Source organism: Rhizobium sp. BK512, assembly GCF_014194915.1.
Taxonomy (GTDB): domain Bacteria; phylum Pseudomonadota; class Alphaproteobacteria; order Rhizobiales; family Rhizobiaceae; genus Rhizobium.
This window is the reverse complement of record NZ_JACIAS010000004.1, coordinates 329,427-350,722: the sequence shown is the minus strand read 5'-3', so window position 1 is coordinate 350,722 and position 21,296 is coordinate 329,427. Positions and strand designations below refer to the sequence as shown.

Sequence of the window (21,296 nt, the reverse complement as noted above, 5' to 3'; positions counted from 1 at the left end):
GCTCACCTGCGTGGATTTGCCAGATCTACCGGTTTTTATTAGTATTCCTTACCGCCTGACAAACGAGCATTTCTGCTCGCATGATTGAGCTGAGCTAAAGCATGACAGATCCTTTGCCGTCATTGTCGGCCCTGCGCGCCTTTGAGGCCACGGCGCGTCATCTGAGCATGACGCAGGCGGCGCGCGAGCTCCACGTCACGCCTGGCGCTGTCAGCCTGCAGGTCCGCGATCTCGAAGCCTCGCTCGGCGTATCGCTGTTCGAGCGGCGTACACGGCAGATTCTGTTGACGCCGGAAGGCCGGGACTATTTCGCGACATTGCGCACGGCCTTCCAGCTCGTGCGCGAAGCGACGGCATCACTGACGGCACGGCGGCGGGGCAATGCGCTGGCGCTGACCTGTACGGCAGGTTTTGCAACACACTGGCTTTTGCCGCGCCTGCAGCGCTTCGAGGACATGCATCCTGATATCGATGTCCGTATCAGTGCGTCCCATCGCATGTTCGATTTCGAGCGCGATGGGATCGATCTCGCCATCCGCCACGGGCTTGGCGGTTATGAGGGATTGATCAGCGAGCGGCTGGTGGATGACGAACTGGTGCCGGTCTGCACGCCGGCGATCGCTGCGACCCTCGGCGAAAATCCCTCGCCCGATCAGCTTTCGGCATACCAGCTCATCCACGACGTCTACCGCCGCGACTGGCAGCTCTGGCTGGCCGCGGCGGGCGCCACCAAGGTGGATGCCTCCCGCGGCCCGATCTTCAGCGACGGCAATGGCGCCTTCGATGCGATGAAATCAGGCTTCGGCGTGGCGCTGATGCGCCGCTCCTTCATTGAGAAGGAACTTGCCGAGGGAAGGCTCATCGCGTCGTTTCCACTGGGGCTGACAAGCAAACTTGCCTACCATCTCGTCTATCCAGGCACAGCGCTGGAACGGCCGGCGGTTGCGGCGTTCCGGCGCTGGTTGCTTTCAGAAGCGAAAACCTAATCGCGGCTGGTAGCACCTGCCTTGAAAAGGCTGCCGGTCGGCGTCTTCAGGAACATCTCGAGCGGAATATGCTCCTGATGCAGGAAGCCGCTCGCCGGCAGCAGACCGTCGCGGACCATTTCGATGACGGCAACCACCGAGGCCGACGTCGTCCAGGCGATCGCGGTACGCCGGGCTCCTGCAATCTCGATCGGATAATAAGCGCGGACAAATTCCTTCCGGCGCAAGGAGCCGTTGATCGTGCCTTCGGCCGCGACATGGACGTAGACGACGTCGTCATCGACAGGCGGCTTGGCGTTGGTCAGGATTTCGCCGGCGAGCTGGCGCTTCTCACGCATCAGAAGCTCATGGAAGAAGAAGTTCATCAGCTCCATATGGCCGGGATAACGCATCGTCTTGTAATCGAGGTTATCGACCTTGCCGAGCATGGTGTCGCACATGGTCCCGAGGCCGCCCGAGGTGGTGAAGGCCTCCAGCTTGACGCCGCCGACATAGATCGTTTCGTGCCATTCCATCGGCGAGACGAGCTTACGCACGCCGCCCTCGATGACTTCGCAATCGTTCAGATATTCATTGACCACGCCTTCCGGCGACCAGTTGAAGGCATAGCCCAGAAGTCCGGTCGGGTGCTGCGGCAGGGCGCCGACACGCATGCGGATCGAGCGGCAGCGATCAAAGCCATCGGCAAGGCTTGAGCCGACGATACCGACGAAGCCGGGCGCCAGACCGCATTGCGGCGCCATCAGGCCGCGGGCGGTCTTGGATAGCTCGATAATGAAATTGGTGGTCGGCACATCCTCGGTCAGATCGAAGTAGTGGATGCCGGCGAGATGGGCCGCCCGTGCCAGCTCGATGTTGAGATGATATGGCAGGCAGGACAGCACCGCCTCGACGCTCGACAGCAGCTCTCCGATGACGGAGACGTCGGTGATATCGCCAGCCCGGCATTGGAAGGGCAATTCGCCCGTGGGCAGTTGTGCATCGACACCGACAACCTCAAAGCCACCCTCATGCAAAAGCGTTGCCGCCAGCCGCCCGACCTTGCCAAGGCCGATCACGGCAATCCGTTCAAAACTCATTGATGTCCTCCCGAATGCCGACGTTCGTCACCGGCGCATTTTTCTCACTTGCGGGTGTATAGAATAAAATGCTCATAAAAGAAAACAGCCGGGATTGCTCCCGGCTGTTGAAACGTGGTGGCTGTGCACCGCTTATTCGTTGATGAGACGCTTCAAAAGCTCGATCTCATGCGACAGCTTCGTGTCTCCCGAGATCAGTTCCTCGATCTTGCGCACGGCGTGCAAAACCGTCGTGTGATCGCGTCCGCCGAAGCGGCGACCGATCTCCGGGAAAGAGCGTGGCGTCAGCGTCTTCGACAGATACATGGCGATCTGGCGCGGTTTGACGATGACACGCGTGCGGCGGTTCGAGACCAGTTCCTGGCGCGAGACGTTGTAGTGACGTGCGACGATGCGCTGGATATCCTCGATACGCACACGACGCGGCTCGCCGGAACCGACGAGATGGGCCAGCAGCTCATCGACGCGCTCGATCGACAGGTTCGGCTCGAAGGAGCGACGGAAGATCAACTGGTTGAACGCGCCTTCCAGTTCGCGGCCGCTTGCCGTGATGTTGCGGGCAACGTGCTGCAACAGGTCGGTCGGGATCTCCAGTGACGGATCCTCCAGACGGGCCGCCGCGAGACGACGATTCAGGATTTCGAGACGCATCTCGTAGTCGGGACCATCAAGTTCGATCGCAACGCCACCCTGCAGACGCGAACGGACGCGCGGATCGAGCGATTCCAGTTCCCACGGCGCTCGGTCGGCTGCGACGACGACCTGCTTGGCGCTGTCGAGCAGCATGTTCAGCAGGTGGCAGAACTCATGCTGGATCATCTTGCCCTGCAGGAACTGCATGTCGTCGATGATCAGAAGATCGATGTTGCGCAGCGAATCCTTCAACGTCAGCGCGTCATTGTCACGGATCGCCGTCGCGAAACGCCACATGAAGTATTCGGCCGTCAGATAGACGACGCGCAGGCCACGTGGGTTCTGCACCGCAGCATTGGCGATCGCCTGCAGCAGATGGGTCTTGCCGAGACCGACGGTCGCATGGACGAAGAGCGGGTTGAAGCGCACAGCGCCCTGACCTGCTTCCGCAATGGTTTTCGCGGCGGCAAGCGCCACGCGGTTGGAGCTGCCCTCAACGAACGTGTCGAAGGTGAAGCGAGAATCCAGCGGCGAGCCAAAGAGCGGCGAACCGACACTTGCCGGGCGCGCCGCAGCGGCGGCCGACACGGCCTGCTGGACGATATGCCCCGCCGGCTGGGCAGATGCCGGACGACGAAGCTGGGTGGGCTGGGCAGCCGGCTCGATGGCGACCGCCTCGTCGACCGCCTTCACGCCGGTGCGCGTTGCCGTGCGCACAAGGATCTCGACCTTCAGGATTTCAGGATCTTCGGCCTGAAACAGCCCGACAATGAGATCGAGATACCGGTTGTTGATCCACGACTTCAGAAAGGTCGTGGGAACGGTGAGACGGACGACACTCTTGGAAACCGAATGAAGCTTGAGCCGTGCAAACCAGCTTGCATAGACGTCAGGACCAACTTGTGCCTTCAGACGCGCGCTGACGCGGTCGAAGAGAACGCCATGCTTCATCTCGCCCTTTTCTTCCGTTGCACTCAGGTGAATGGAACCGAAAGACTGCGGTGCAGCTTCCCCGTTATCCAGCGCACCCGTCGTCATCGAATTCATCTGCATAATGCCGCCTTTCATTTCCTCGGGCGGTCATTCGTTGACAGCCGCCCGATCATTCCCCGCTCTGGCAAAACCAGCGACATCCTCATGAGCCGCCTGCATGCCGGTTCACTCAAACACTGCCCCTTTCGGGACTGACACAGAGACCCTGCGGTGGTCGCGATCATGCGACAACCGTCTCAACGGCTCTGTGTCAGGCTGGCGGCCGATCCTCGTTTTTCGCCCGCAAGCCCGCACGCAATGTTACACTTTCCCCTGCCCTTTTCCGGGCCTCGCGCAAAGCGTGTGGCCGCGGAGCGCACAAAACGTCCCCGTCCCGTGACAGCCACGTCACGGTACAATGCCGTCGAGTGCGTGAGAAAACGGAAGCTGTCCGCTCCGTTGCAAGCGACACAGAGCCATCATCCTGCCGACGTGGCAGTTTGGACTGACTTCTGCAGGTGATGTCCGCGCCCTTTGCTGGACGCCATTTAGGCAGGATCAAATGGCAAGATCAACGATGAATTTTACGCAAAATTAAGATGCGGCCATTGACTCCCGCTGCCCTTTTAGGGCGTCACACCACCGTCAAAAAAGAATCGCTTTTGAATCAAGGAGATTCCCCGAGTGGGCTATTTTGGACACGCATAAAAAGAAAAAAGAAAAAATGTTCTTGACTCATTTGGTGCCCCGGGCTGGGTGACCAGAGTCGCAAGTCTTAAAAAGATCCTTGCGTAAGCTATTGTTTTAAAACAATTTTTCCTGTCATGCCTCTGACACGAAATCGTCGTTAGATTAACCATAGCCGGAGCGGGCGACGGAATCGAAAAAGCCCGGTAAAATTACCGGGCTAATCATAACGAGCAATTCGTTAATGAGATATTTACGCTGTCGCAGAAGCCGACAGGGCCTTCACACGAGCGGCAAGGCGCGAGACCTTGCGGGATGCTGTGTTGGCGTGCAGGACGCCCTTGCTTGCGGCACGCGCCAGCTCGGGTTCAGCTGCGATGAAGGCTTCCTTTGCCTTGGCGGCATCACCAGCGGCGAGTGCCTCTTCGACCTGGCGAACGTAAGTGCGAACGCGCGAACGGCGAGCCTTGTTGACTGCGGTACGGCGAGCGATCTTGCGGGTCGCCTTTTTCGCCGAGGTTGTATTGGCCATGGATGCCTCTCTCAAGAATTCGAACAAACTCCGCCATTGCCGCGCTGGCCCTGCGGCCACTCAATTCAGCAATACGGGAGCATTAGCGGAAAACCTGAGCGGCTTTCCGAACCGTGGGCGGGCATATAACGCTAAAGCTCACCCGCGTCAACGCGCATTTTCAAGGAAAAGCGCCTTTCCCGGCAGCATCCGCTCACCTGTTCTTGAAGGCAGGTTTGCGCTTTTCGATGAAGGCGGCCATGCCCTCTTTCTGATCCTCGGTCGCAAAGAGGCTCTGGAAGAGGCGGCGTTCGAAACGCAAGCCCTCCTCCAGCGTCGTCTCGAAGGCGCGGCTGACCGCCTCCTTTGCCATCAGAACCGACGGCCGAGACAATGATGCGATCTTGGTTGCCGCCTCCAGCGCTTCATCCAGCAGCCTTTCCGGTGCCACCACACGCGAAACGAGTCCCGCGCGCTCGGCTTCGGCTGCGTCCATCATCCGGCCGGTCAGGATCAGATCCATCGCTTTGGCCTTTCCGACCGCGCGCGTCAGGCGCTGCGAGCCGCCAATGCCTGGAATGACGCCCAGCGTGATCTCCGGCTGGCCGAACTTTGCCGTCTCCGAGGCGATGATGAAATCGCAAAGCATGGCAAGCTCGCATCCGCCGCCGAGCGCAAAGCCGCTGACAGCTGCGATGATCGGCTTACGGGCCTTGGCGATCTCGTCCCAGCCGCTGATGAAATCGCTCTTGTAGACTTCGGCGAAATCGAGCGGCTGCATTTCCTTGATGTCGGCACCGGCGGCGAATGCGCGCTCCGAGCCGGTCAACACGATCGCGCCTATGGTCTCATCGGCATGAAAGGCCGCATAGGCTTGCTTCAGTTCCTCGAGCACGGTCGAATTCAGCGCGTTCAGCGCCTGCGGCCGGTTCAGCGTAATGAGGCCGACATTGCCGCGGGTTTCAACAAGAAGTGTTTCATAGACCATGGCGCTCTCCTATTTCTGGCAGGTGGCGCAATAGAAGGTGGACCGGCCAGCCTGCACGATGCGCGAGACCGTACCGCCACAGCCCGGCGTGCGGCAAGTTAGACCTTCGCGATCATAGACGGAAAAGGAATGCTGGAAGTAGCCGAGCGAGCCATCCGTCTGGATATGGTCGCGCAGCGACGATCCGCCCGCAGCGATCGCATCGGCGATGACATCGCGAATAGAGCTGACCAGCAGGTTCAGCGCTTCCTTCGGCTTACCCACCTTGGTCACCAGCGTGCCGGCTGCGCGCGTCGGCAACAGATGCGCCCGCCAGAGCGCCTCGCAGACATATATATTGCCGAGCCCGGCGATGTTCTTCTGATCGAGCAACGCGCTCTTCAGCGGCTGTGCCTTGCGTTGGAAACGTTCGGCCAGATAGGCGGCCGACAGCTCGTTGCCCGTCGGTTCCGGCCCCAGACCGAACAGAAAGGGGTTGGCGTCGAGTTCAGAGCGGTCCGCAATGTCCATGAAGCCGAAGCGGCGCGGATCATTGTAGATGACGCGGCGCGGTCCGCCTTCGCCATCCAGATGAAAGATGGCGTGATCATGCTTCTCATCCTTGGAACGCTCGTGATGGAAGTCGCCAGGCGTGCCGCTGACGGCGCCCTGTTCGATCCGGAAGGAGCCGGACATGCCGAGATGGGAAATGATCGTCTTGCCGCTGTCGAGGTCGATCAACAAGTACTTGGCCCGCCGTCCAAGGCCGATGATCTTGCGGCCGGATACCTGCTGCTCGAAGCCCTGAGGAAAGGGAAATCGCAGATCGCCGCGGCGCAATTCCAGCCTCTCGATGCGCGCGCCCTCCATTGCCGGCGTCAGACCGCGCTTCACCGTTTCGACTTCTGGCAATTCCGGCATCTTAACCCATCTATATCTAACGTGTTTCAACCGCCCGCGATGTGCGCTATAGCGCCAACGTGCCGCGGGCAGACCGTGGCCCACAGATAGCGCCGCTCCCTCGCTTTCGCTATGGTCGCCGCGCCGAATTCTTGATGTGAACGGAGTAGCTTGATGTCAGACAGCCGGACCTCCGCCGATGGCGGCATGGAAACGTCCTACGGCTTCCGTGAGGTGCCGACCGGTGAAAAGCAAGGCCTCGTCAACGAGGTCTTCCACAAGGTCGCCAAGCGCTACGACATCATGAACGACGTCATGTCGATGGGCATGCACAGGGCCTGGAAGGACGCCATGATCGCGGCACTCAACCCGCGCAAGGAGCCGGTCTACAAGGTGCTCGATGTTGCCGGCGGCACGGGCGACATTGCCTTCCGCATCATCGAAGCTTCCAACCGCCAGGCGCATGCGACCGTGCTCGACATCAACGGTTCGATGCTTGGCGTCGGCGCCGAGCGAGCGGAAAAGAAAAAGCTTTCCGACAATCTGACCTTTGTCGAGGCCAATGCCGAAGACCTTCCCTTCGAGGCAAACAGCTTCGATGCCTATACCATCGCTTTCGGCATCCGCAACGTGCCGCGGATCGAGGTAGCACTCTCGGAAGCCTATCGCGTCCTGAAGCGCGGCGGGCGGCTGCTGGTGCTGGAATTTTCCGAAGTGGACTTGCCGCTGCTCGACAAGGTCTACGATGCCTGGTCCTTCAACGCCATTCCGAAATTCGGCAAGGCGATCACCGGTGACGCAGAGCCCTATCAGTATCTCGTGGAATCGATCCGCAAGTTCCCGAACCAGGAGAATTTCGCGGCGATGATCCGCACGGTCGGCTTCTCGCGCGTGACCTATACCAATTATACCGGCGGCATCGCAGCGCTGCATTCCGGCTGGAAGCTCTGATCCGCATGAGTGCTTTCGGGGCATATTTCAGGCTCGCAAGAGTCGGCTGGATTCTGGTGCGTGAGGGCGTCATCTCGGCACTGCCTTCGGAAGGCCTGCCGCCATCGGTCAGCCTGGCGAAATCCTTTGTCGGCATGTTTGCGCGCAAGCGAAGCAAGTATCAGAAGCGCAGCGACCGGCTGGCACAGGCTGTCGAGCGGCTAGGGCCATCCTATGTGAAGATCGGCCAGTTCCTTGCAACGCGTCCTGACGTCGTTGGTGTCGAGTTTGCCGACGATCTGTCCCAACTCCAGGACCGGATGGCCTTTTTCCCGGCGGCTGCCGCCAAGGCCAATATCGAGGGTTCGCTCGGGCGGCCGATCACGGATCTCTATGCGAGCTTCGGTGATCCGATTGCCGCAGCCTCCATCGCGCAGGTGCATGCAGCAGAGGTCGGCACACCTGATGGACCCAAGAAGGTTGCGGTCAAGGTTGTGCGGCCCGGCGTGAGAGCGCGGTTTGCCCATGATATCGAGGCGATGTATCTCGTCGCCCATATGCAGGAACGCTTCATGCCGGCCAGTCGGCGCCTGCGGCCGGTCGAGGTGACGAAGACGCTGGAGCAGACCACCAAGGTGGAAATGGACCTGCGTCTTGAGGCGGCTGCACTTTCCGAGATTGCCGAGAATACCGAAAAGGATCCGGGCTTCCGCGTGCCGAAGGTGGACTGGGAGCGCACCGGCCGCGACGTCATCACCATGGAGTGGATCGACGGCGTCAAGATGTCCGATGTGGAGGGGCTGCGGGCTGCCGGCCACGACCTCAACATGCTTGCCGATACACTGATCCAGTCATTCCTGCGCCATACGCTGCGTGACGGTTTCTTCCATGCTGACATGCACCCGGGCAACCTCTTTGTCGATTCCGACGGCATGATCGTTGCCGTCGACATGGGCATCGTCGGACGTCTCGGGAAGAAGGAGCGTCGCTTCCTCGCCGAAATCCTCTACGGTTTCATCACACGCGATTATATCCGGGTGGCGGAAGTGCATTTCGAGGCGGGCTATGTACCCGGCCACCACAATGTCGAGAGTTTTGCCCAGGCGATCCGGGCGATCGGCGAGCCGATCCACGGACAGCCGGCCGAGACGATCTCGATGGGCAAGCTCTTGACGCTGCTTTTCGAAGTCACCGAACTCTTCGACATGCAAACGCGCCCCGAGCTCGTCATGCTGCAGAAGACGATGGTCGTCGTCGAAGGCGTCTCGCGCATGCTCAATCCGCGCTTCAACATGTGGAAGGCGTCCGAGCCTGTCGTCGGCGACTGGATCAAGAACAATCTCGGCCCCAAACGCATCGTCACCGATCTCAAGGACGGGCTGAAGGCCGCCGTGAAGCTCGCCGAAGCCGCGCCGGAGATCGCCGCCCAGACCGAGAAATTCCACCATCAGCTTCTGCATATGAGCGAACATGGATTGCGCTTTGACGAGCAGACAGCAGAGGCCATCGGCAAGGCGGAAGCCCGTCATAACCGTTCGGCAAAAGTGGCCCTCTGGATCATTGCGCTCACGCTTCTCTATATTGCCTGGATGGTGAGCTGATCGGAAAGCAACAAAAGCATGATGTGTTCGGCATTTGGGATATCCCGCCAGACGTGAGGCTCGCTTAGTCTCGCCTCCATGGAGATGAGCACATGAAGCATGAACGCCCCGGAATCGAACTGAGCGGCCAGCCCTTCAGCTTTGCCGAAATGGTGAGGATCGGCTCCGGCAGGGTTACGCTTTCGGCCTCGGAGATCGGTATGCAGCGCGTGAGGATCGCGCGTTCGATCGTCGAGGATGCCATCGAATCCGGCATGCCCGTTTACGGCGCGACCACGGGTGTGGGCGCCATGAAGGATGTCGAATGGTCGCCCGAAGATCTCGACGCCTTCAATCTCGGTCTGGTACGCGCCCACCATTTCGGCACCGGCACACCTTTTTCCTGCAATGTCGTGCGCAATGCCATGGCGATGCGCGTCAACACGGCACTGACCGGCCAGGTCGGCTGTACGCCCGATCTCATCGACGCCTATATGCGCATGCTGAGGGCAGACCTCATTCCGGTCGTGCGCCGCACCGGCTCGATCGGTTGCGCTGATATCGGCCTGATGGGCCAGATCGGCGCGGTGCTGACCGGCGTTGGCGAAGCGATTTATCGCGGTGAGCGCATGCAGGCTGCCGACGCCTTCCAGGCAGCCGGCATGGAACCGGTGAAGATGGCGCCGCGCGACAGCCTCGCCTCGCTCAGCGTCAATGCCGTCAGCTTTGCCGCCGCTGCGGAGACGACGCGCAATGCCGCTGCCTCAATTCGTGTGCTGCTGGCGACCGGCATGATGGCCTCAGGCGCGCTCGGCGGGTCACGCGATCCCTGGCGGGCTGTGCGCCATGTCGGCACCGCGCGGGAAGCGCTGATCGGCGCCTGGCTGTGCAATGCCTCCGACGAATGGGAATGGCCGGTCGCGACCCATGTGCAGGATGCGCTCAGCCTGCGCATGATCGCCCAGGTCTTTGGTGCCGTTATCGAGAACCTGCTTTCGACGGGCCACAAGATTCTCGCCGCCACCGGGCGTTCCGATGACAATCCCGTCGTCGTCGAGGGACGGGTGATGACATCGGGCGGCTCCCTGCCGCTCGACGTGACCATTCTGCTGGAATCGGCAGCGCTTTGCATGGCGCATGCAGCGCGCAACGCCTTCAACCGCTGTGTCCTGCTCGGCAACGGCCAGCGGCGCGGCCTGCCGGTCAATCTCGTGCCTCCCGGCCGCATCGCGACCGGTTTCGGCCCGATCATCAAGCTTGCAGGCGAAATCTTTTCGCGCGTACTCTCCATGTCGAACCCTGTTTCGGCGCAATCGCTCGTCGTAGCGGCGGGGCTTGAGGACGAGGCGGCCTTCCTGCCGCTCGTTATCGAGCGTTTCGACCGCCAGATGCGGGCGCTGAAGCGTCTCGCCGCACTGGAGGCCCTGCTTTCAGCGCAGGCGATCGATATTATCGGCGACACGCCGAAGGGTGTTGCGGGTATGCTCTATGAGGTCGTGCGCAAACATGCGGCCTTCTACACAGTGGATCGGCCGCTTTCGGCCGAAGTCGAGGCAATCGAGGAGGAACTCGGCTCGGATGCATTCCTCTCCAGGCTGATCGAGCAGGTGCCGATCGCCTCCTTCGACGATTTCTTTGCACTCGGTTCGCTCGAGCGCATCGAAGAACGGCTGACGCGGGAACCGGCCATCATCTGAATTTCGACCTATCGAGGGAGACGCGGCATGGATTTCGATCTCGTTCTGCAGGGCACGGTGGTGCTGCCGGAGCGCATTGTCGAGGGCGGCTATGTCGCCGTTCACGATGGAAAGATCGCCGAAGTCGGTATTGGCGTGCCGCCGGCGGCCAAAGAACGGCACCTGCTTGGCAAGGCACTGATCCTGCCGGGCGCGATCGATGCGCAGGTCCATTCACTCTCCCAGAAAGACCAGGAGGACTTCATCTGGTCGACGCGCTCGGCGGCTGCCGGTGGTGTCACGACCATCGTCGACATGCCCTATGACGAAGGCAATCTCGTCTGCTCGGCGGCAGCCGTGAAGAAGAAGGTCGATCATGCCGGTCCGCAGGCCCGCGTCGATTTTGCGCTCTATGGCACGGCCGATCCCGAGGAAGGTGCGACGCGCATCACGGAAATGGTGGAAGCGGGTGTGGCCGCCTTCAAATTCTCGACCTTCGGCACCGATCCCAAACGCTTCCCGCGCATCCCACCGGCCCTGCTCGACGCCTGTTTTGCGGCGATTGCGCCGACCGGGCTGACGGCCGGCGTGCACAACGAGGATGACGAGGCGGTCCGCACCTATATGGAACAGGTGAAGGCAAGCGGCATCACCGACTGGCGAGCGCATGGCCTGTCACGCCCGCCGATAACCGAACTGCTTGCCATGCACACGATCTTCGAAACCGGCGCCAATACCGGCTGTCCGTCGCATGTCGTGCATTGCTCGCTCGGGCGCGGTTACGACATCGCGCGGGCCTATCGCCGCGACGGTTTCGAGGCGACGGTGGAATGCTGCATTCACTACCTGACGCTCGACGAGGAAAACGATGTGAAGCGGCTCGGCGGCAAGGCGAAGATCAATCCGCCAGTGCGGCCGCGCGCCGAAGTCGAGACGCTGTGGCGTAAGGTTGCCGAAGGCAACGTCTGGCTGGTTTCGACTGACCATGTGAGCTGGTCCGAAAACCGCAAGACCAATCCCGACATGCTGGCGAATGCATCAGGTGTTCCAGGTCTGGAAGTGATGGTGCCGCTTTTCGTCAAAGGCGCGTTGGAACGCGGCGTACCGCTGACCTGGGCGGCGAAGCTGATGGCCGAAAACCCGGCCAGGCATTTCCGCCTCGACCATATCAAGGGAGCGCTCACACCGGGCAAGGATGCCGATATCGTCGTGCTGGAGCCGAAGGAAATGGTCTACGACGCCTCGTCCAGCGGCAACAATGTCGTCGGCTGGAGCCCTTATAACGGTATCCGCCTGCCGTGGACGGTTTCAGCCGCATGGCTGCGCGGAGAGAAGATTACCGAGGGGTCGAAGGTTCTGGCCGAACCCGGTACCGGCCGCTTCGTGCGACCGCTTGCCAGACAGGTGCTGGCATGAGCCGCAACCTGCCCGTCAATCCTGGCCGGATATCCGCAGACATCGAAGCTCTCTCCAATATTACCGAGCCGGGGCATCCGTGGACACGGCGGGCCTTTTCGCCGCTTTTCCTTGAGGGCCGCGCCTATTTGGAGGCCCGCATGCAGGCGATCGGGCTGGAAACCCGCATCGACGCATCCGGCAATCTGATCGGTCGGCGCGAAGGCGCAAAACCCGGTTCAGGCATCATCATGCTGGGCTCGCATTCCGACACGGTACCCGATGGCGGGCGTTTCGACGGCATTGCCGGTGTTGCCGCAGCTCTGGAGGTCGCGCGGGCGTTGCGGGAACAGGAGATTCACCTCGATCATGATCTGGAGATCGTCGACTTCCTGGCCGAGGAGGTCAGCATTTTCGGCGTTTCCTGCATCGGCAGTCGCGGCATGACGGGGCAATTGCCGCAGGCATGGCTTTCCCGCGCGGTCGACGGCCGCGATCTTGGCGAAGCGATTGCCGAGGTCGGTGGATCGCCAGGGGTTCTGACCCACGAGAACAAGCCCGATATTGCCGGCTTTCTGGAACTGCATATCGAACAAGGCCCCATCCTTCAAAACGAGCGCAAGGATATCGGCATCGTCACCGCGATTTCAGGCATTACCCGCATCGAGATCACCGTCGAAGGCCGCGCCGACCATGCCGGGACCACGCCGATGGATCTGCGCTCCGATGCGCTGGTTGCCGCTTCGCAGCTGGTGCTCGATATTCGCAATGCGGCGAGCGAACTTGCCAAGACACCCGGTCATTTTGCGGCCACCGTCGGCGAATTCCGCATCGAGCCGAATGCCGCCAATGTCGTGCCGTCGCGGGTCGTGCTGCTGATCGATGGACGGGCCGAAATCCGGGCCGACATGGAAGCGTTCTGCCGCTGGCTGGACGGCCATGCGGAAAAGCTCGCTCTGGCATTCGGCGTGACGATTGCTTCTCCGAACCGCATTTCCGACAATTTCCCGACACCGAGCGACAAAGGCCTGCTCTCGACCCTGGAACGGGCCTGCGAGACAGTCGGCGCCAAACACCGCTTCATGGCATCGGGCGCCGGCCACGATACGGCCTGGATTGCCCGCGTCGCGCCGGCTGCGATGATCTTCGTGCCTTGCAAGGAGGGCCGAAGCCACTCCCCGGATGAATGGGCCGAAAATGATGACATAGCGCTCGGCGCCGCCGTGCTTTTCGAGGCAGTGCGCGAGATGGACAGGACACTTACGACGGAGAAGGATAATGGGACGCATACTGGTTGAGAAGGACGTGGAAGCCGCCGTCAAGGGCGGTTCCGTCTATGCCGCCGGCGGCGGCGGCTGGGCCGATCACGGTCGCATGCTCGGTTATGCCGCCGTTAACGTCGGCAAGCCTGAACTCGTGTCCATCGAGGAACTCGGCGATAACGACTGGGTCGCGACGGCGGCGGCGATCGGGGCGCCTGCCTCCACCACGCCCTGGGAGATGCAGGGCATAGACTATGTGAAAGCCGTGCAGTTGCTGCAGGAGTCGCTCGGCGAAAAGCTCTCCGGTCTCATCATCGGCCAGAACGGAAAGTCCTCGACGCTGAACGGCTGGCTGCCTTCAGCGATCCTCGGCACCAAAGTCGTCGATGCCGTCGGCGATATACGCGCACATCCGACCGGCGACATGGGCTCGATCGGCATGGCAGGATCGCCGGAACAGATGATCCAGACGGCTGTCGGCGGCAACCGGGCCGAAAACCGCTATATCGAGCTGGTCGTGAAGGGTGCTACGGCGAAGATCTCGCCGGTGCTGCGGGCGGCCGCCGACCAGTCCGGTGGCTTCATCGCCAGCTGCCGCAACCCGCTGCGCGCCTCCTATGTCCGCAAGAATGCCGCGCTTGGCGGGATCTCGCTGGCACTGAAGCTCGGCGAAGCCATCATCGAAGCGGAAAAGCGCGGCGGATCGGCGATCATCGATGCGATCTGCAAGACGACGGGCGGCCATATCCTGGCCGAAGGTACGATTACCAGGAAGGACGTCGTCTATACGAAGGAAGCCTTCGACATCGGGACGATCACCGTCGGCGCCGGCGACAAGGCCGTCACGCTGCATGTGATGAACGAATATATGGCAGTCGAAGATGCCGGCGGCACGCGTCTAGCGACCTTCCCGGCCGTCATCACCACACTTTCCGAGGAGGGCGAGCCGCTTTCGGTCGGCCAGCTCAAGGGTGGCATGCATGTCTTCATCCTGCATGTACCGAAGGAGATCATACCGCTATCCGCCAGCGTGCTCGATCCAACCGTCTATCCGTTCGTCGAAAAGGCGATGGGCATCGAGATTGCACGCTATGCACTGGAGACGAGGGCCTGAGCCATGGCACGCGATCCCGGCCTGGAAGAACTGATGCGCGAGGAGCTCGGCGACCGGACGGGCCTGAGCGAAAAATCCATGTTCGGCGGCTGGGCCTTCATGCTTAATGGTAACCTGCTCTGCTGCGCACGCCATGACGGCATGTTGCTGCGCTTGGGCAAGGGCAATGATGGCTGGGCGCTGGCGCAGCCCGGCGTGATCCAGATGCTGTCGGGCGAGCGGATCATGCATGGCTGGGTGCGGGCCAATGCCGATGTCTATGGCGACGACACCATGCGCCGTCGCCTCATAGACGCCGCGCTTGCGTATGTGGAACCGCTGCCTGCCAAGTGAATGAACCGGTGCTGCATGTGCCGACGACAAAAGACGAGGAACCCAAGATGCCGAAGGCCAATCCACGCCATCCGAAATTTCCGATTCCCGGCGGATCGGAGCTACGTGCCAGGGGCTGGCGGCAAGAGGCGTTGCTGCGGCTTCTGGAAAACGTACTTTCGGTTGGCGAAGACCCTGACAATCTCGTCGTCTATGCAGCTCTCGGCAAGGCAGCGCGCAACTGGGCGGCGCACCGAGGCATCGTCAAGGCGCTCACCGAAATGGACGAGGATCAGACGTTGCTCATCCAGTCCGGCAAGCCGATCGGCCTCGTGAAGACCCATGCCAAGGCGCCGCTCGTCATCATGGCAAATTGCAACATCGTCGGCCAGTGGGCGAAGGCTGAGGTCTTCTACGAGCTGCAGCGCAAGGGACTGATCTGCTGGGGCGGGCTGACGGCCGGCGCCTGGCAATATATCGGCAGTCAGGGCGTCATTCAGGGCACCTACGAAATCTTCATGCGCATTGCCGAGCGCCGATTCGGCGGCGATCTCCATGGGCGCTTCGTGCTGACGGCAGGGCTTGGCGGCATGGGTGGGGCGCAGCCCCTGGCGGGCCGCATGGCCGGCGCTGCCATCCTCTGCGTCGACATCGATCCGGAACGCGCCCGCAAGCGCCAGCAGATCGGTTATCTGCAGGAGATCGCGCCCGATCTCGACAGCGCGCTCGCGATGATCGATGCCGCCGTCAAGGACAAGCGGGCGCTTTCCGTCGGGTTCGTTGGCAACGCCGCTGAGATCTATCCGGAAATTGCCCGGCGTGGCATCGTGCCCGATATCGTCACCGACCAGACCTCGGCGCATGACCTTGTCTATGGCTATGTGCCGAAGGGCATGAGCATCGATCAGGTGAAGGGACTGCGCGACGATGGCCAGGGCCAGCTCATGGCTGCCAGCCGTGCCTCGATCGTCGAGCACGTCACCGCTATGCTGGAATTCCAGAAGCGCGGCGCTGAAGTCTTCGACAATGGCAATCTCATCCGTACGCAGGCCCGCGAGGGTGGCGTTGCCAATGCTTTCGACATCCCGATCTTTACCGAAGCCTATCTGCGCCCGCTCTTTGCCCGCGCCATCGGCCCGTTCCGTTGGATGGCACTATCAGGCGAGGAGAGCGATATCGCCAGCATCGACGATCTGTTGCTCGAGATGTTTCCCGACAACAAGATCATCACCAACTGGATCCGCCTGGCGCGCGAGCATATTCCCTTCGAGGGGCTGCCGGCACGTATTGCCTGGCTCGGCCATGGCGAGCGCACGGCGCTGGCGCGCCGCGTCAACGAACTGGTCGCCAATGGCGAACTCAAGGGACCGGTCGCCTTCTCGCGCGACCATCTCGATGCCGGCGCCATGGCGCATCCGAACATCATGACGGAACGCATGAAGGATGGCTCCGATGCCATCGCCGACTGGCCGCTCATCGACGCGATGATGCTCTGCTCCTCGATGGCCGATCTCGTCGTCGTCCATTCCGGTGGCGGCGGTTATGCCGGTTACATGACGAGCTGCGGCGTCACCGTCGTTGCCGACGGCTCCGAGGCCGCCGACGAACGGCTCGACCATGCGCTGACCAACGATACGGCGCTCGGCGTCATGCGTTATGCCGATGCCGGTTATGACGAGGCGCTCGACGAGGTGGCGAAGAAGGACGTGCCCTATATCCGGCTTGGCTGACAGCCACCGTCAGAGATGCCGCGTTTCGGCAGGTGCTGCGTCATAACGATCATGCATGCCGTCGAAATAGGCGATCGGGGCGGCGGCAAGCTCTTCGGCGCTGGCGTCGTCAAGGCAGCTGACGGCGACGGCGATGAAGGGGCCGATCGTCTGATTGTCATTGCGGGCAAAGGAAGCCACGCCGCAATTTTCGCAGAAGAGATGCTGGATCGAGCCGGAAGCGAACTGATATTTGCGCAGCCCGTCACCGCCCGAAACCAGCCGGAAGTCATCGGGCTGCACGACAGCCAGCCAGCTGCGCTTCTTGCGGCAGATCGAACAATTGCACTTGAAGGTGCCTGCCGAAAGATCGAGCCCGGCTTCATAGGCAACGGCGCCGCAATGGCAGCTTCCATGATAGATTTTCTTCAAGGTGGTCCTCCGACTTGTATTTAACCGTTAAGTTAAATTAGTAGTCGCACGCCAGAAGTCAAGGGAGGAGATGGGCGAGACGGCGCGCGGTCAGCGCGGACAGAAATGCGAGCGCCATCATCGTCAGCGTGAAAATCACGATCGCAGACCATCCCTCCACAGCCCAGAACCATCCGCCGGCAGAGCCCATGACGCTCGAGCCGATGTAATAGGCGAGCATGTAGAGCGAGGAGGCATGCCCCTTGGTGCCGGCAGCAAGTTTGCCCACCAGACCGCTTGCCACCGAATGCGTCATGAAGAAGCCGCTGGTCAGTACGATGATGCCGGTGATGATCAGCGGCAGCGAGGCCGAAAGCGTCAGAGCACAGCCTGCTGCAGTGATGACGATGCCCGCCAGGAGCACGGTAAAATGGCCGAGCCTGTCGCCGAGGATGCCGCCGACTGAGGACGCGCCGATACCGAAGAGGTAGACCGTGAAGATCAAGCCGAGTTCGGTCTGGTTGAGATCATAGGGCGGTGCCACGAGGCGGAAGCCGGCATAGTTGTAGATCGTTACGAAGGAACCCATCGCGAAAAAGGCGATCATGAAGATGAAGGGTAGCGCCGGGTTGCTGATGTGTCCGGACCACGCCTTCAGATGAAATTGCGGATCGAAGCCGGCGCGGCGCACGAAATTGCGCGAGGGCGGCAGTAGCGCAATGAAGCCGATCGCGGCGGCCAGGCCGATGGCGCCGATCAGGAACAGGGCCGGTCGCCAGGAAAGATATTCGGCGAAGATACCCGTCAGCACCCGGCCCGACATGCCGCCGAAGGCCGTGCCGCCGACATAGAGACCCATGGTGGCGCCGAGACCGCGCGGGTCGATCTCCTCTGCGAGATAGGCCATGGCAACGGCCGGAACCCCGCCCAGAACGAAGCCCTGCAGCGCGCGGATAATCAGCATCAGATGCCAGTTCGGTGCAAAGGCGGTGGCGATCGTCAGCACGGCGGCGCCGACCAGCGAAATCGACATGAGGCTGCGCCGGCCGAGCCCTTCGGAGACGGCAGCGGCGCAGACGATGGCGATCGCCAGGAAGCCGGTGGAGAGGGATAGCGACAGCGAACTTTCAGCCGGGCTGACGGCAAATTCCTGCGAAAAGATCGGCAGGAGCGGCTGCACGCAGTAGAGCAGCGAGAAGGTGGCGAAACCCGAGAGGAAGAGCGCCAGGCTGGCGCGGCGATAAGCGCCGGTGCCACGCGTAAGATAGTGTTTCCGGTGGTTTTCTTCGGTCGTTTCAAGGCCGGCGACGTCTTGGATTGCAGAGTCGGACATTATCATTCCTTCCTGCCTCCCGATCTAGTCAGATCGCCTCCATTTGTCCAATATATGAGACAGGCGTTCTTGATAGCTTTTGGAGATAGCAATGGAGCTGCGGCATCTCAGGTATTTTCTGGCGGTGGCGGAAGAGGGCAATTTCACGAGGGCGGCTGCGCGCCTCGGCATCGGCCAGCCGCCGCTCAGCCAGCAGATCCGGGATCTTGAAACCGAAATCGGCGCCATGCTCTTCCATCGCGTGCCGCACGGGGCGGAATTGACCGCAGCGGGCGCCGCCTTTCTGCCGGAAGCAAAAGCGTCGCTCGCGGCAGCCGAGAAAGCACGGCTGGCGGCGCAAAGCGCCAATCGCGGCGAGACTGGCCGGTTGTCGCTCGGCTTCACCGCCTCCTCCGCCTTTAACCCCGTGGTCAGCACGACGATCCGCCGCTTTCAGGCCCGCTGGCCGGATGTGCAGTTATCACTGACGGAAATGAACACGCTAGGCCTGATGCAGAAGCTGGAACACGGCGAACTGGATGCGACCTTCTTCCGCCCCGGCCTCGACGATCCCGATGGCGTCAGGCTGAAACGCCTGCCGGACGAACCAATGGTCGTCGCCCTGCCGGCAAGCCACGCGCTGGCAAAACGAAAGACGTTACCGCTCGCTCTGCTGGCGAAGGAGCCATTCATTCTTTTCCCGCGTCTCGTTGGCCTCAGCCTATATGATGACGTGGTGCGCGCCTGCCGCGAGGCGGGATTTGAGTTGAAGGTCGCTCAGGAGGCGCCGCAAATCTCCTCAGTCGTTAATCTCGTTGCAGCCGATCTCGGTGTCTCGATCGTTCCAGCGTCGATTTCACATATCAAACTTGCCGGTGTTGCGTACCGGCCGATCGAAGGCCCGCCCGCCGTAGCGCGGCTGGCGCTTGCGGTGCTGCGCAGCCAGCGTTCTCCCGTGACCGAAAACCTGATGAGCCTTCTGAACTAGCAATCCGGATCCCAATAGGGCGGATCACCAAACGTCTTTTTCAGATGATCGGCGATGGCGCGCAGCTTGGCGGAAGGATTTCGGCCTTCGGGATGGGCCATGTAGATGAATTCCGGTTCGGGCTTGGCGCCGACATCGATTTCCATGAGTCGTCCCTCGCGTATGGCGGGACCAGCGATGAAGGTCGGCAGCAGCGCGATACCTAGACCCTCGATCGCAGCATCATGCAGCATATCGCCATTGTTGATGCCGAGACCGAGCATCGCGCGGATGACGACGGTGCCCTCCTCTGTCTGGAAGCGCCAATCCGCAGCGCCGCGATTGGTATAGAAAATACCCCGATGGCCATTGAGATCGGACAATGAAGCCGGCGTTCCGTGGTGTTCGATATAGTCGGGTGAGGCGACCAGCAGTCGGCGACTGCGGGCAAGCTTCCAGGCGACCAGCCGTGAATCGGCGATGGCACCGTGGCGGATGATGGCGTCATAGCCGTCCGAGGCGGGATCGACGCGCCTGTCGTCCATGTCGAGCGTCAGAGCGATCCGCGGATGCGCCTTCAAAAACGGGTAAAGCGCAGGACCGAGATGCAGGCGGCCGAAGCTGACGGGCGCTGCGATGCGCAGCGGACCGGAGAGTGTGCCGCGGCGTTCGGCCATATCTGCCTCGGCATCCTCCATCTCGCGGACGATGCGCCCGGCGCGCTCCAGAAAGGCTGCCCCATCCTCGGTCACGGTGAGCTTGCGCGTGGTGCGGTGGACGAGCATGGCGCCCAGCGTCTTTTCCAGCTCGGCCAGCCGTTCGCTGACAACCGACTTCGACAGGCGCAGCCGCCGCGCGGCTTCGCTGACAGAACCTGCCTCCACTACGGCGACGAAAGCCGCTATCCCCTCAATCTTCATCATCGTTTGGCTCTATCATCGTTCGGCTTTTCCGAATTCGAACTCCGTGATCGGGAGACTAATCCGAACGAAAGAAGAATGCCATCTTCCAGTCATCGAAACGGGACGGCGTCGCCGATCCAACCCAGACTCAGGAGATGGAACTATGAATCGTCTGATCAACAAAGTGGCAATCGTTACCGGCGCAAGCTCGGGTATCGGTCGCGTGACTGCCAAGCTTTTTGCCGCCGAAGGCGCCAAGGTCGTCGTCGGTGCCCGCCGCCAGGCCGAGCTTGAAAGCCTGGTTGCAGAAATCAAGGCTGCCGATGGTGACGCTGTTGCCGTGGCCGGCGACGTCCGCTCGGAAGACTATCACAAGGCGCTGGTCGCAGCCGCCGTCCAGAACTACGGCAAGCTCGATATCGCCTTCAACAATGCCGGCACGCTCGGCGAAGCAGGCCCGAGCACCGGTGTCTCCGAAGCGGGCTTCAGCGATGCGCTGGCGATCAACCTGACGGCTTCGTTCCTTGCTGCCAAGCACCAGATCGCCGAGATGGTCAAGAATGGTGGCGGCTCGGTCGTCTTCACCTCGACATTCGTCGGCTACAGCTTCGCTTTCCCCGGCGTTGCGGCCTATGCCGCCAGCAAGTCCGGCCTCATCGGCCTCACACAGGCGCTCGCCGCCGAATACGGCGCACAGAACATTCGCGTCAACGCGATCCTGCCGGGTGCCGTCGATACGGACATGTATCGCGAGATGAACGATACGTCGGACAAGCAGGCCTTTATCACCAACCTGCATGCGCTGAAACGCGTTGCAGCGCCGGAAGAGCTGGCCCGGTCGGTCCTGTATCTCGCATCCGACGATGCAAGCTTCGTCACCGGCACTGCGACGCTGGTCGATGGCGGCGCCTCGATCACCCGTACCTGATGGCCATGGCGCGAATATCCGCTGCAGGTTGATGATCTCTCCTGAAAACAGCGGGTTATCGCG

At 61.5% G+C, this 21,296-nt stretch carries 19 protein-coding genes; 11 read left to right on the top strand and 8 right to left on the bottom strand.

The annotated features are described in order from the left end of the window. Nucleotides 1-101 precede the first annotated feature (101 nt). Nucleotides 102-986, top strand: a complete 885-nt coding sequence (gene gcvA / locus FHX06_RS16910) for a transcriptional regulator GcvA (RefSeq protein ID WP_183880148.1) — start codon at nucleotides 102-104, stop codon at nucleotides 984-986. Here the strand turns inward: gcvA and FHX06_RS16905 are convergent. The 5 genes from FHX06_RS16905 to mutM form a co-directional block, all read right to left on the bottom strand. Beyond that, nucleotides 983-2,065, bottom strand: a complete 1,083-nt coding sequence (locus FHX06_RS16905; protein ID WP_112541839.1) for a saccharopine dehydrogenase C-terminal domain-containing protein — start codon at nucleotides 2,063-2,065, stop codon at nucleotides 983-985. The genes gcvA and FHX06_RS16905 overlap by 4 nt on opposite strands. A 132-nt stretch (nucleotides 2,066-2,197) precedes the next feature. Next, nucleotides 2,198-3,751 carry a chromosomal replication initiator protein DnaA gene (gene dnaA / locus FHX06_RS16900; protein WP_112542001.1) on the bottom strand — a complete coding sequence of 518 codons (1,554 nt, stop codon included), beginning with the start codon at nucleotides 3,749-3,751 and terminating at the stop codon, nucleotides 2,198-2,200. 859 nt (nucleotides 3,752-4,610) lie between these two features. Then, nucleotides 4,611-4,889 carry a 30S ribosomal protein S20 gene (gene rpsT / locus FHX06_RS16895; protein WP_112541840.1) on the bottom strand — a complete coding sequence of 93 codons (279 nt, stop codon included), beginning with the start codon at nucleotides 4,887-4,889 and terminating at the stop codon, nucleotides 4,611-4,613. A gap of 193 nt (nucleotides 4,890-5,082) precedes the next feature. Further along, complete coding sequence (locus FHX06_RS16890) at nucleotides 5,083-5,856, bottom strand: enoyl-CoA hydratase (RefSeq protein ID WP_113211285.1); 774 nt, start codon at nucleotides 5,854-5,856, stop codon at nucleotides 5,083-5,085. A 9-nt stretch (nucleotides 5,857-5,865) separates the two neighbouring features. Continuing rightward, on the bottom strand, nucleotides 5,866-6,756 hold the full coding sequence (gene mutM / locus FHX06_RS16885) for a bifunctional DNA-formamidopyrimidine glycosylase/DNA-(apurinic or apyrimidinic site) lyase (RefSeq protein WP_113207076.1): 891 nt from the start codon (nucleotides 6,754-6,756) through the stop codon (nucleotides 5,866-5,868). 153 nt (nucleotides 6,757-6,909) lie between these two features. Here mutM and ubiE point away from each other — a divergent pair, with 153 nt between their 5' ends. From ubiE to FHX06_RS16845, 8 genes are all read left to right on the top strand, one after another. Continuing rightward, nucleotides 6,910-7,686 (top strand): bifunctional demethylmenaquinone methyltransferase/2-methoxy-6-polyprenyl-1,4-benzoquinol methylase UbiE, encoded by a 777-nt coding sequence (gene ubiE, locus FHX06_RS16880; protein WP_112970019.1) that lies wholly within the window; start codon nucleotides 6,910-6,912, stop codon nucleotides 7,684-7,686. A gap of 5 nt (nucleotides 7,687-7,691) precedes the next feature. After that, complete coding sequence (gene ubiB, locus FHX06_RS16875; RefSeq protein WP_113211284.1) at nucleotides 7,692-9,266, top strand: 2-polyprenylphenol 6-hydroxylase; 1,575 nt, start codon at nucleotides 7,692-7,694, stop codon at nucleotides 9,264-9,266. A 92-nt stretch (nucleotides 9,267-9,358) separates the two neighbouring features. After that, nucleotides 9,359-10,942, top strand: a complete 1,584-nt coding sequence (locus FHX06_RS16870; RefSeq protein WP_113211283.1) for an aromatic amino acid lyase — start codon at nucleotides 9,359-9,361, stop codon at nucleotides 10,940-10,942. Between the two features lie 27 nt (nucleotides 10,943-10,969). After that, entirely contained in the window at nucleotides 10,970-12,337 is a 1,368-nt protein-coding gene (locus FHX06_RS16865) for a dihydroorotase (protein WP_113211282.1), read from the top strand. Next, the gene (locus tag FHX06_RS16860) at nucleotides 12,334-13,614 is read left to right on the top strand and encodes a Zn-dependent hydrolase (RefSeq protein ID WP_113211281.1); all 1,281 of its coding nucleotides are present in this window, start codon (nucleotides 12,334-12,336) and stop codon (nucleotides 13,612-13,614) included. The genes FHX06_RS16865 and FHX06_RS16860 overlap by 4 nt, the downstream gene beginning before the upstream one ends. Next, nucleotides 13,595-14,692 (top strand): DUF917 domain-containing protein, encoded by a 1,098-nt coding sequence (locus FHX06_RS16855; protein WP_113114731.1) that lies wholly within the window; start codon nucleotides 13,595-13,597, stop codon nucleotides 14,690-14,692. Before FHX06_RS16860 ends, FHX06_RS16855 begins: the two co-directional genes overlap by 20 nt. A 3-nt stretch (nucleotides 14,693-14,695) precedes the next feature. Further along, on the top strand, nucleotides 14,696-15,025 hold the full coding sequence (locus tag FHX06_RS16850; protein WP_112970025.1) for a TfoX/Sxy family protein: 330 nt from the start codon (nucleotides 14,696-14,698) through the stop codon (nucleotides 15,023-15,025). A gap of 47 nt (nucleotides 15,026-15,072) precedes the next feature. After that, a complete protein-coding gene (locus tag FHX06_RS16845) occupies nucleotides 15,073-16,734 on the top strand; it encodes a urocanate hydratase (protein WP_113211469.1) in 1,662 nt (553 codons plus the stop codon). A 9-nt stretch (nucleotides 16,735-16,743) separates the two neighbouring features. On the opposite strand, the gene FHX06_RS16840 is transcribed toward FHX06_RS16845, so the two are convergent. Continuing rightward, a complete protein-coding gene (locus FHX06_RS16840) occupies nucleotides 16,744-17,145 on the bottom strand; it encodes a GFA family protein (RefSeq protein ID WP_113211279.1) in 402 nt (133 codons plus the stop codon). 58 nt (nucleotides 17,146-17,203) lie between these two features. Beyond that, on the bottom strand, nucleotides 17,204-18,457 hold the full coding sequence (locus FHX06_RS16835; protein WP_183880146.1) for an MFS transporter: 1,254 nt from the start codon (nucleotides 18,455-18,457) through the stop codon (nucleotides 17,204-17,206). 91 nt (nucleotides 18,458-18,548) lie between these two features. Here FHX06_RS16835 and FHX06_RS16830 point away from each other — a divergent pair, with 91 nt between their 5' ends. After that, nucleotides 18,549-19,424, top strand: coding sequence for a LysR family transcriptional regulator (locus FHX06_RS16830; protein ID WP_113211277.1), 876 nt, complete (start codon nucleotides 18,549-18,551; stop codon nucleotides 19,422-19,424). Here FHX06_RS16830 and FHX06_RS16825 read toward each other — a convergent pair. Further along, nucleotides 19,421-20,326 (bottom strand): LysR family transcriptional regulator, encoded by a 906-nt coding sequence (locus FHX06_RS16825; protein WP_183880144.1) that lies wholly within the window; start codon nucleotides 20,324-20,326, stop codon nucleotides 19,421-19,423. The two genes, FHX06_RS16830 and FHX06_RS16825, sit on opposite strands and share 4 nt — an antisense overlap. 142 nt (nucleotides 20,327-20,468) lie before the next feature. On the opposite strand from FHX06_RS16825, the gene FHX06_RS16820 reads away from it, so the two are divergent. Further along, nucleotides 20,469-21,233, top strand: coding sequence for an SDR family oxidoreductase (locus FHX06_RS16820; RefSeq protein WP_183880142.1), 765 nt, complete (start codon nucleotides 20,469-20,471; stop codon nucleotides 21,231-21,233). Nucleotides 21,234-21,296 lie beyond the last annotated feature (63 nt).

Excerpts from the sequence above, each read along its gene's own strand:
- gcvA (WP_183880148.1), top strand. The coding sequence starts at position 102 with ATGACAGATCCTTTGCCGTCATTGTCGGCCCTGCGCGCCTTTGAGGCC.
- FHX06_RS16905 (WP_112541839.1), bottom strand. The coding sequence starts at position 2,065 with ATGAGTTTTGAACGGATTGCCGTGATCGGCCTTGGCAAGGTCGGGCGG.
- dnaA (WP_112542001.1), bottom strand. The coding sequence starts at position 3,751 with ATGCAGATGAATTCGATGACGACGGGTGCGCTGGATAACGGGGAAGCT.
- rpsT (WP_112541840.1), bottom strand. The coding sequence starts at position 4,889 with ATGGCCAATACAACCTCGGCGAAAAAGGCGACCCGCAAGATCGCTCGC.
- FHX06_RS16890 (WP_113211285.1), bottom strand. The coding sequence starts at position 5,856 with ATGGTCTATGAAACACTTCTTGTTGAAACCCGCGGCAATGTCGGCCTC.
- mutM (WP_113207076.1), bottom strand. The coding sequence starts at position 6,756 with ATGCCGGAATTGCCAGAAGTCGAAACGGTGAAGCGCGGTCTGACGCCG.
- ubiE (WP_112970019.1), top strand. The coding sequence starts at position 6,910 with ATGTCAGACAGCCGGACCTCCGCCGATGGCGGCATGGAAACGTCCTAC.
- ubiB (WP_113211284.1), top strand. The coding sequence starts at position 7,692 with ATGAGTGCTTTCGGGGCATATTTCAGGCTCGCAAGAGTCGGCTGGATT.
- FHX06_RS16870 (WP_113211283.1), top strand. The coding sequence starts at position 9,359 with ATGAAGCATGAACGCCCCGGAATCGAACTGAGCGGCCAGCCCTTCAGC.
- FHX06_RS16865 (WP_113211282.1), top strand. The coding sequence starts at position 10,970 with ATGGATTTCGATCTCGTTCTGCAGGGCACGGTGGTGCTGCCGGAGCGC.
- FHX06_RS16860 (WP_113211281.1), top strand. The coding sequence starts at position 12,334 with ATGAGCCGCAACCTGCCCGTCAATCCTGGCCGGATATCCGCAGACATC.
- FHX06_RS16855 (WP_113114731.1), top strand. The coding sequence starts at position 13,595 with ATGGGACGCATACTGGTTGAGAAGGACGTGGAAGCCGCCGTCAAGGGC.
- FHX06_RS16850 (WP_112970025.1), top strand. The coding sequence starts at position 14,696 with ATGGCACGCGATCCCGGCCTGGAAGAACTGATGCGCGAGGAGCTCGGC.
- FHX06_RS16845 (WP_113211469.1), top strand. The coding sequence starts at position 15,073 with ATGCCGAAGGCCAATCCACGCCATCCGAAATTTCCGATTCCCGGCGGA.
- FHX06_RS16835 (WP_183880146.1), bottom strand. The coding sequence starts at position 18,457 with ATGTCCGACTCTGCAATCCAAGACGTCGCCGGCCTTGAAACGACCGAA.
- FHX06_RS16830 (WP_113211277.1), top strand. The coding sequence starts at position 18,549 with ATGGAGCTGCGGCATCTCAGGTATTTTCTGGCGGTGGCGGAAGAGGGC.
- FHX06_RS16825 (WP_183880144.1), bottom strand. The coding sequence starts at position 20,326 with ATGATGAAGATTGAGGGGATAGCGGCTTTCGTCGCCGTAGTGGAGGCA.
- FHX06_RS16820 (WP_183880142.1), top strand. The coding sequence starts at position 20,469 with ATGAATCGTCTGATCAACAAAGTGGCAATCGTTACCGGCGCAAGCTCG.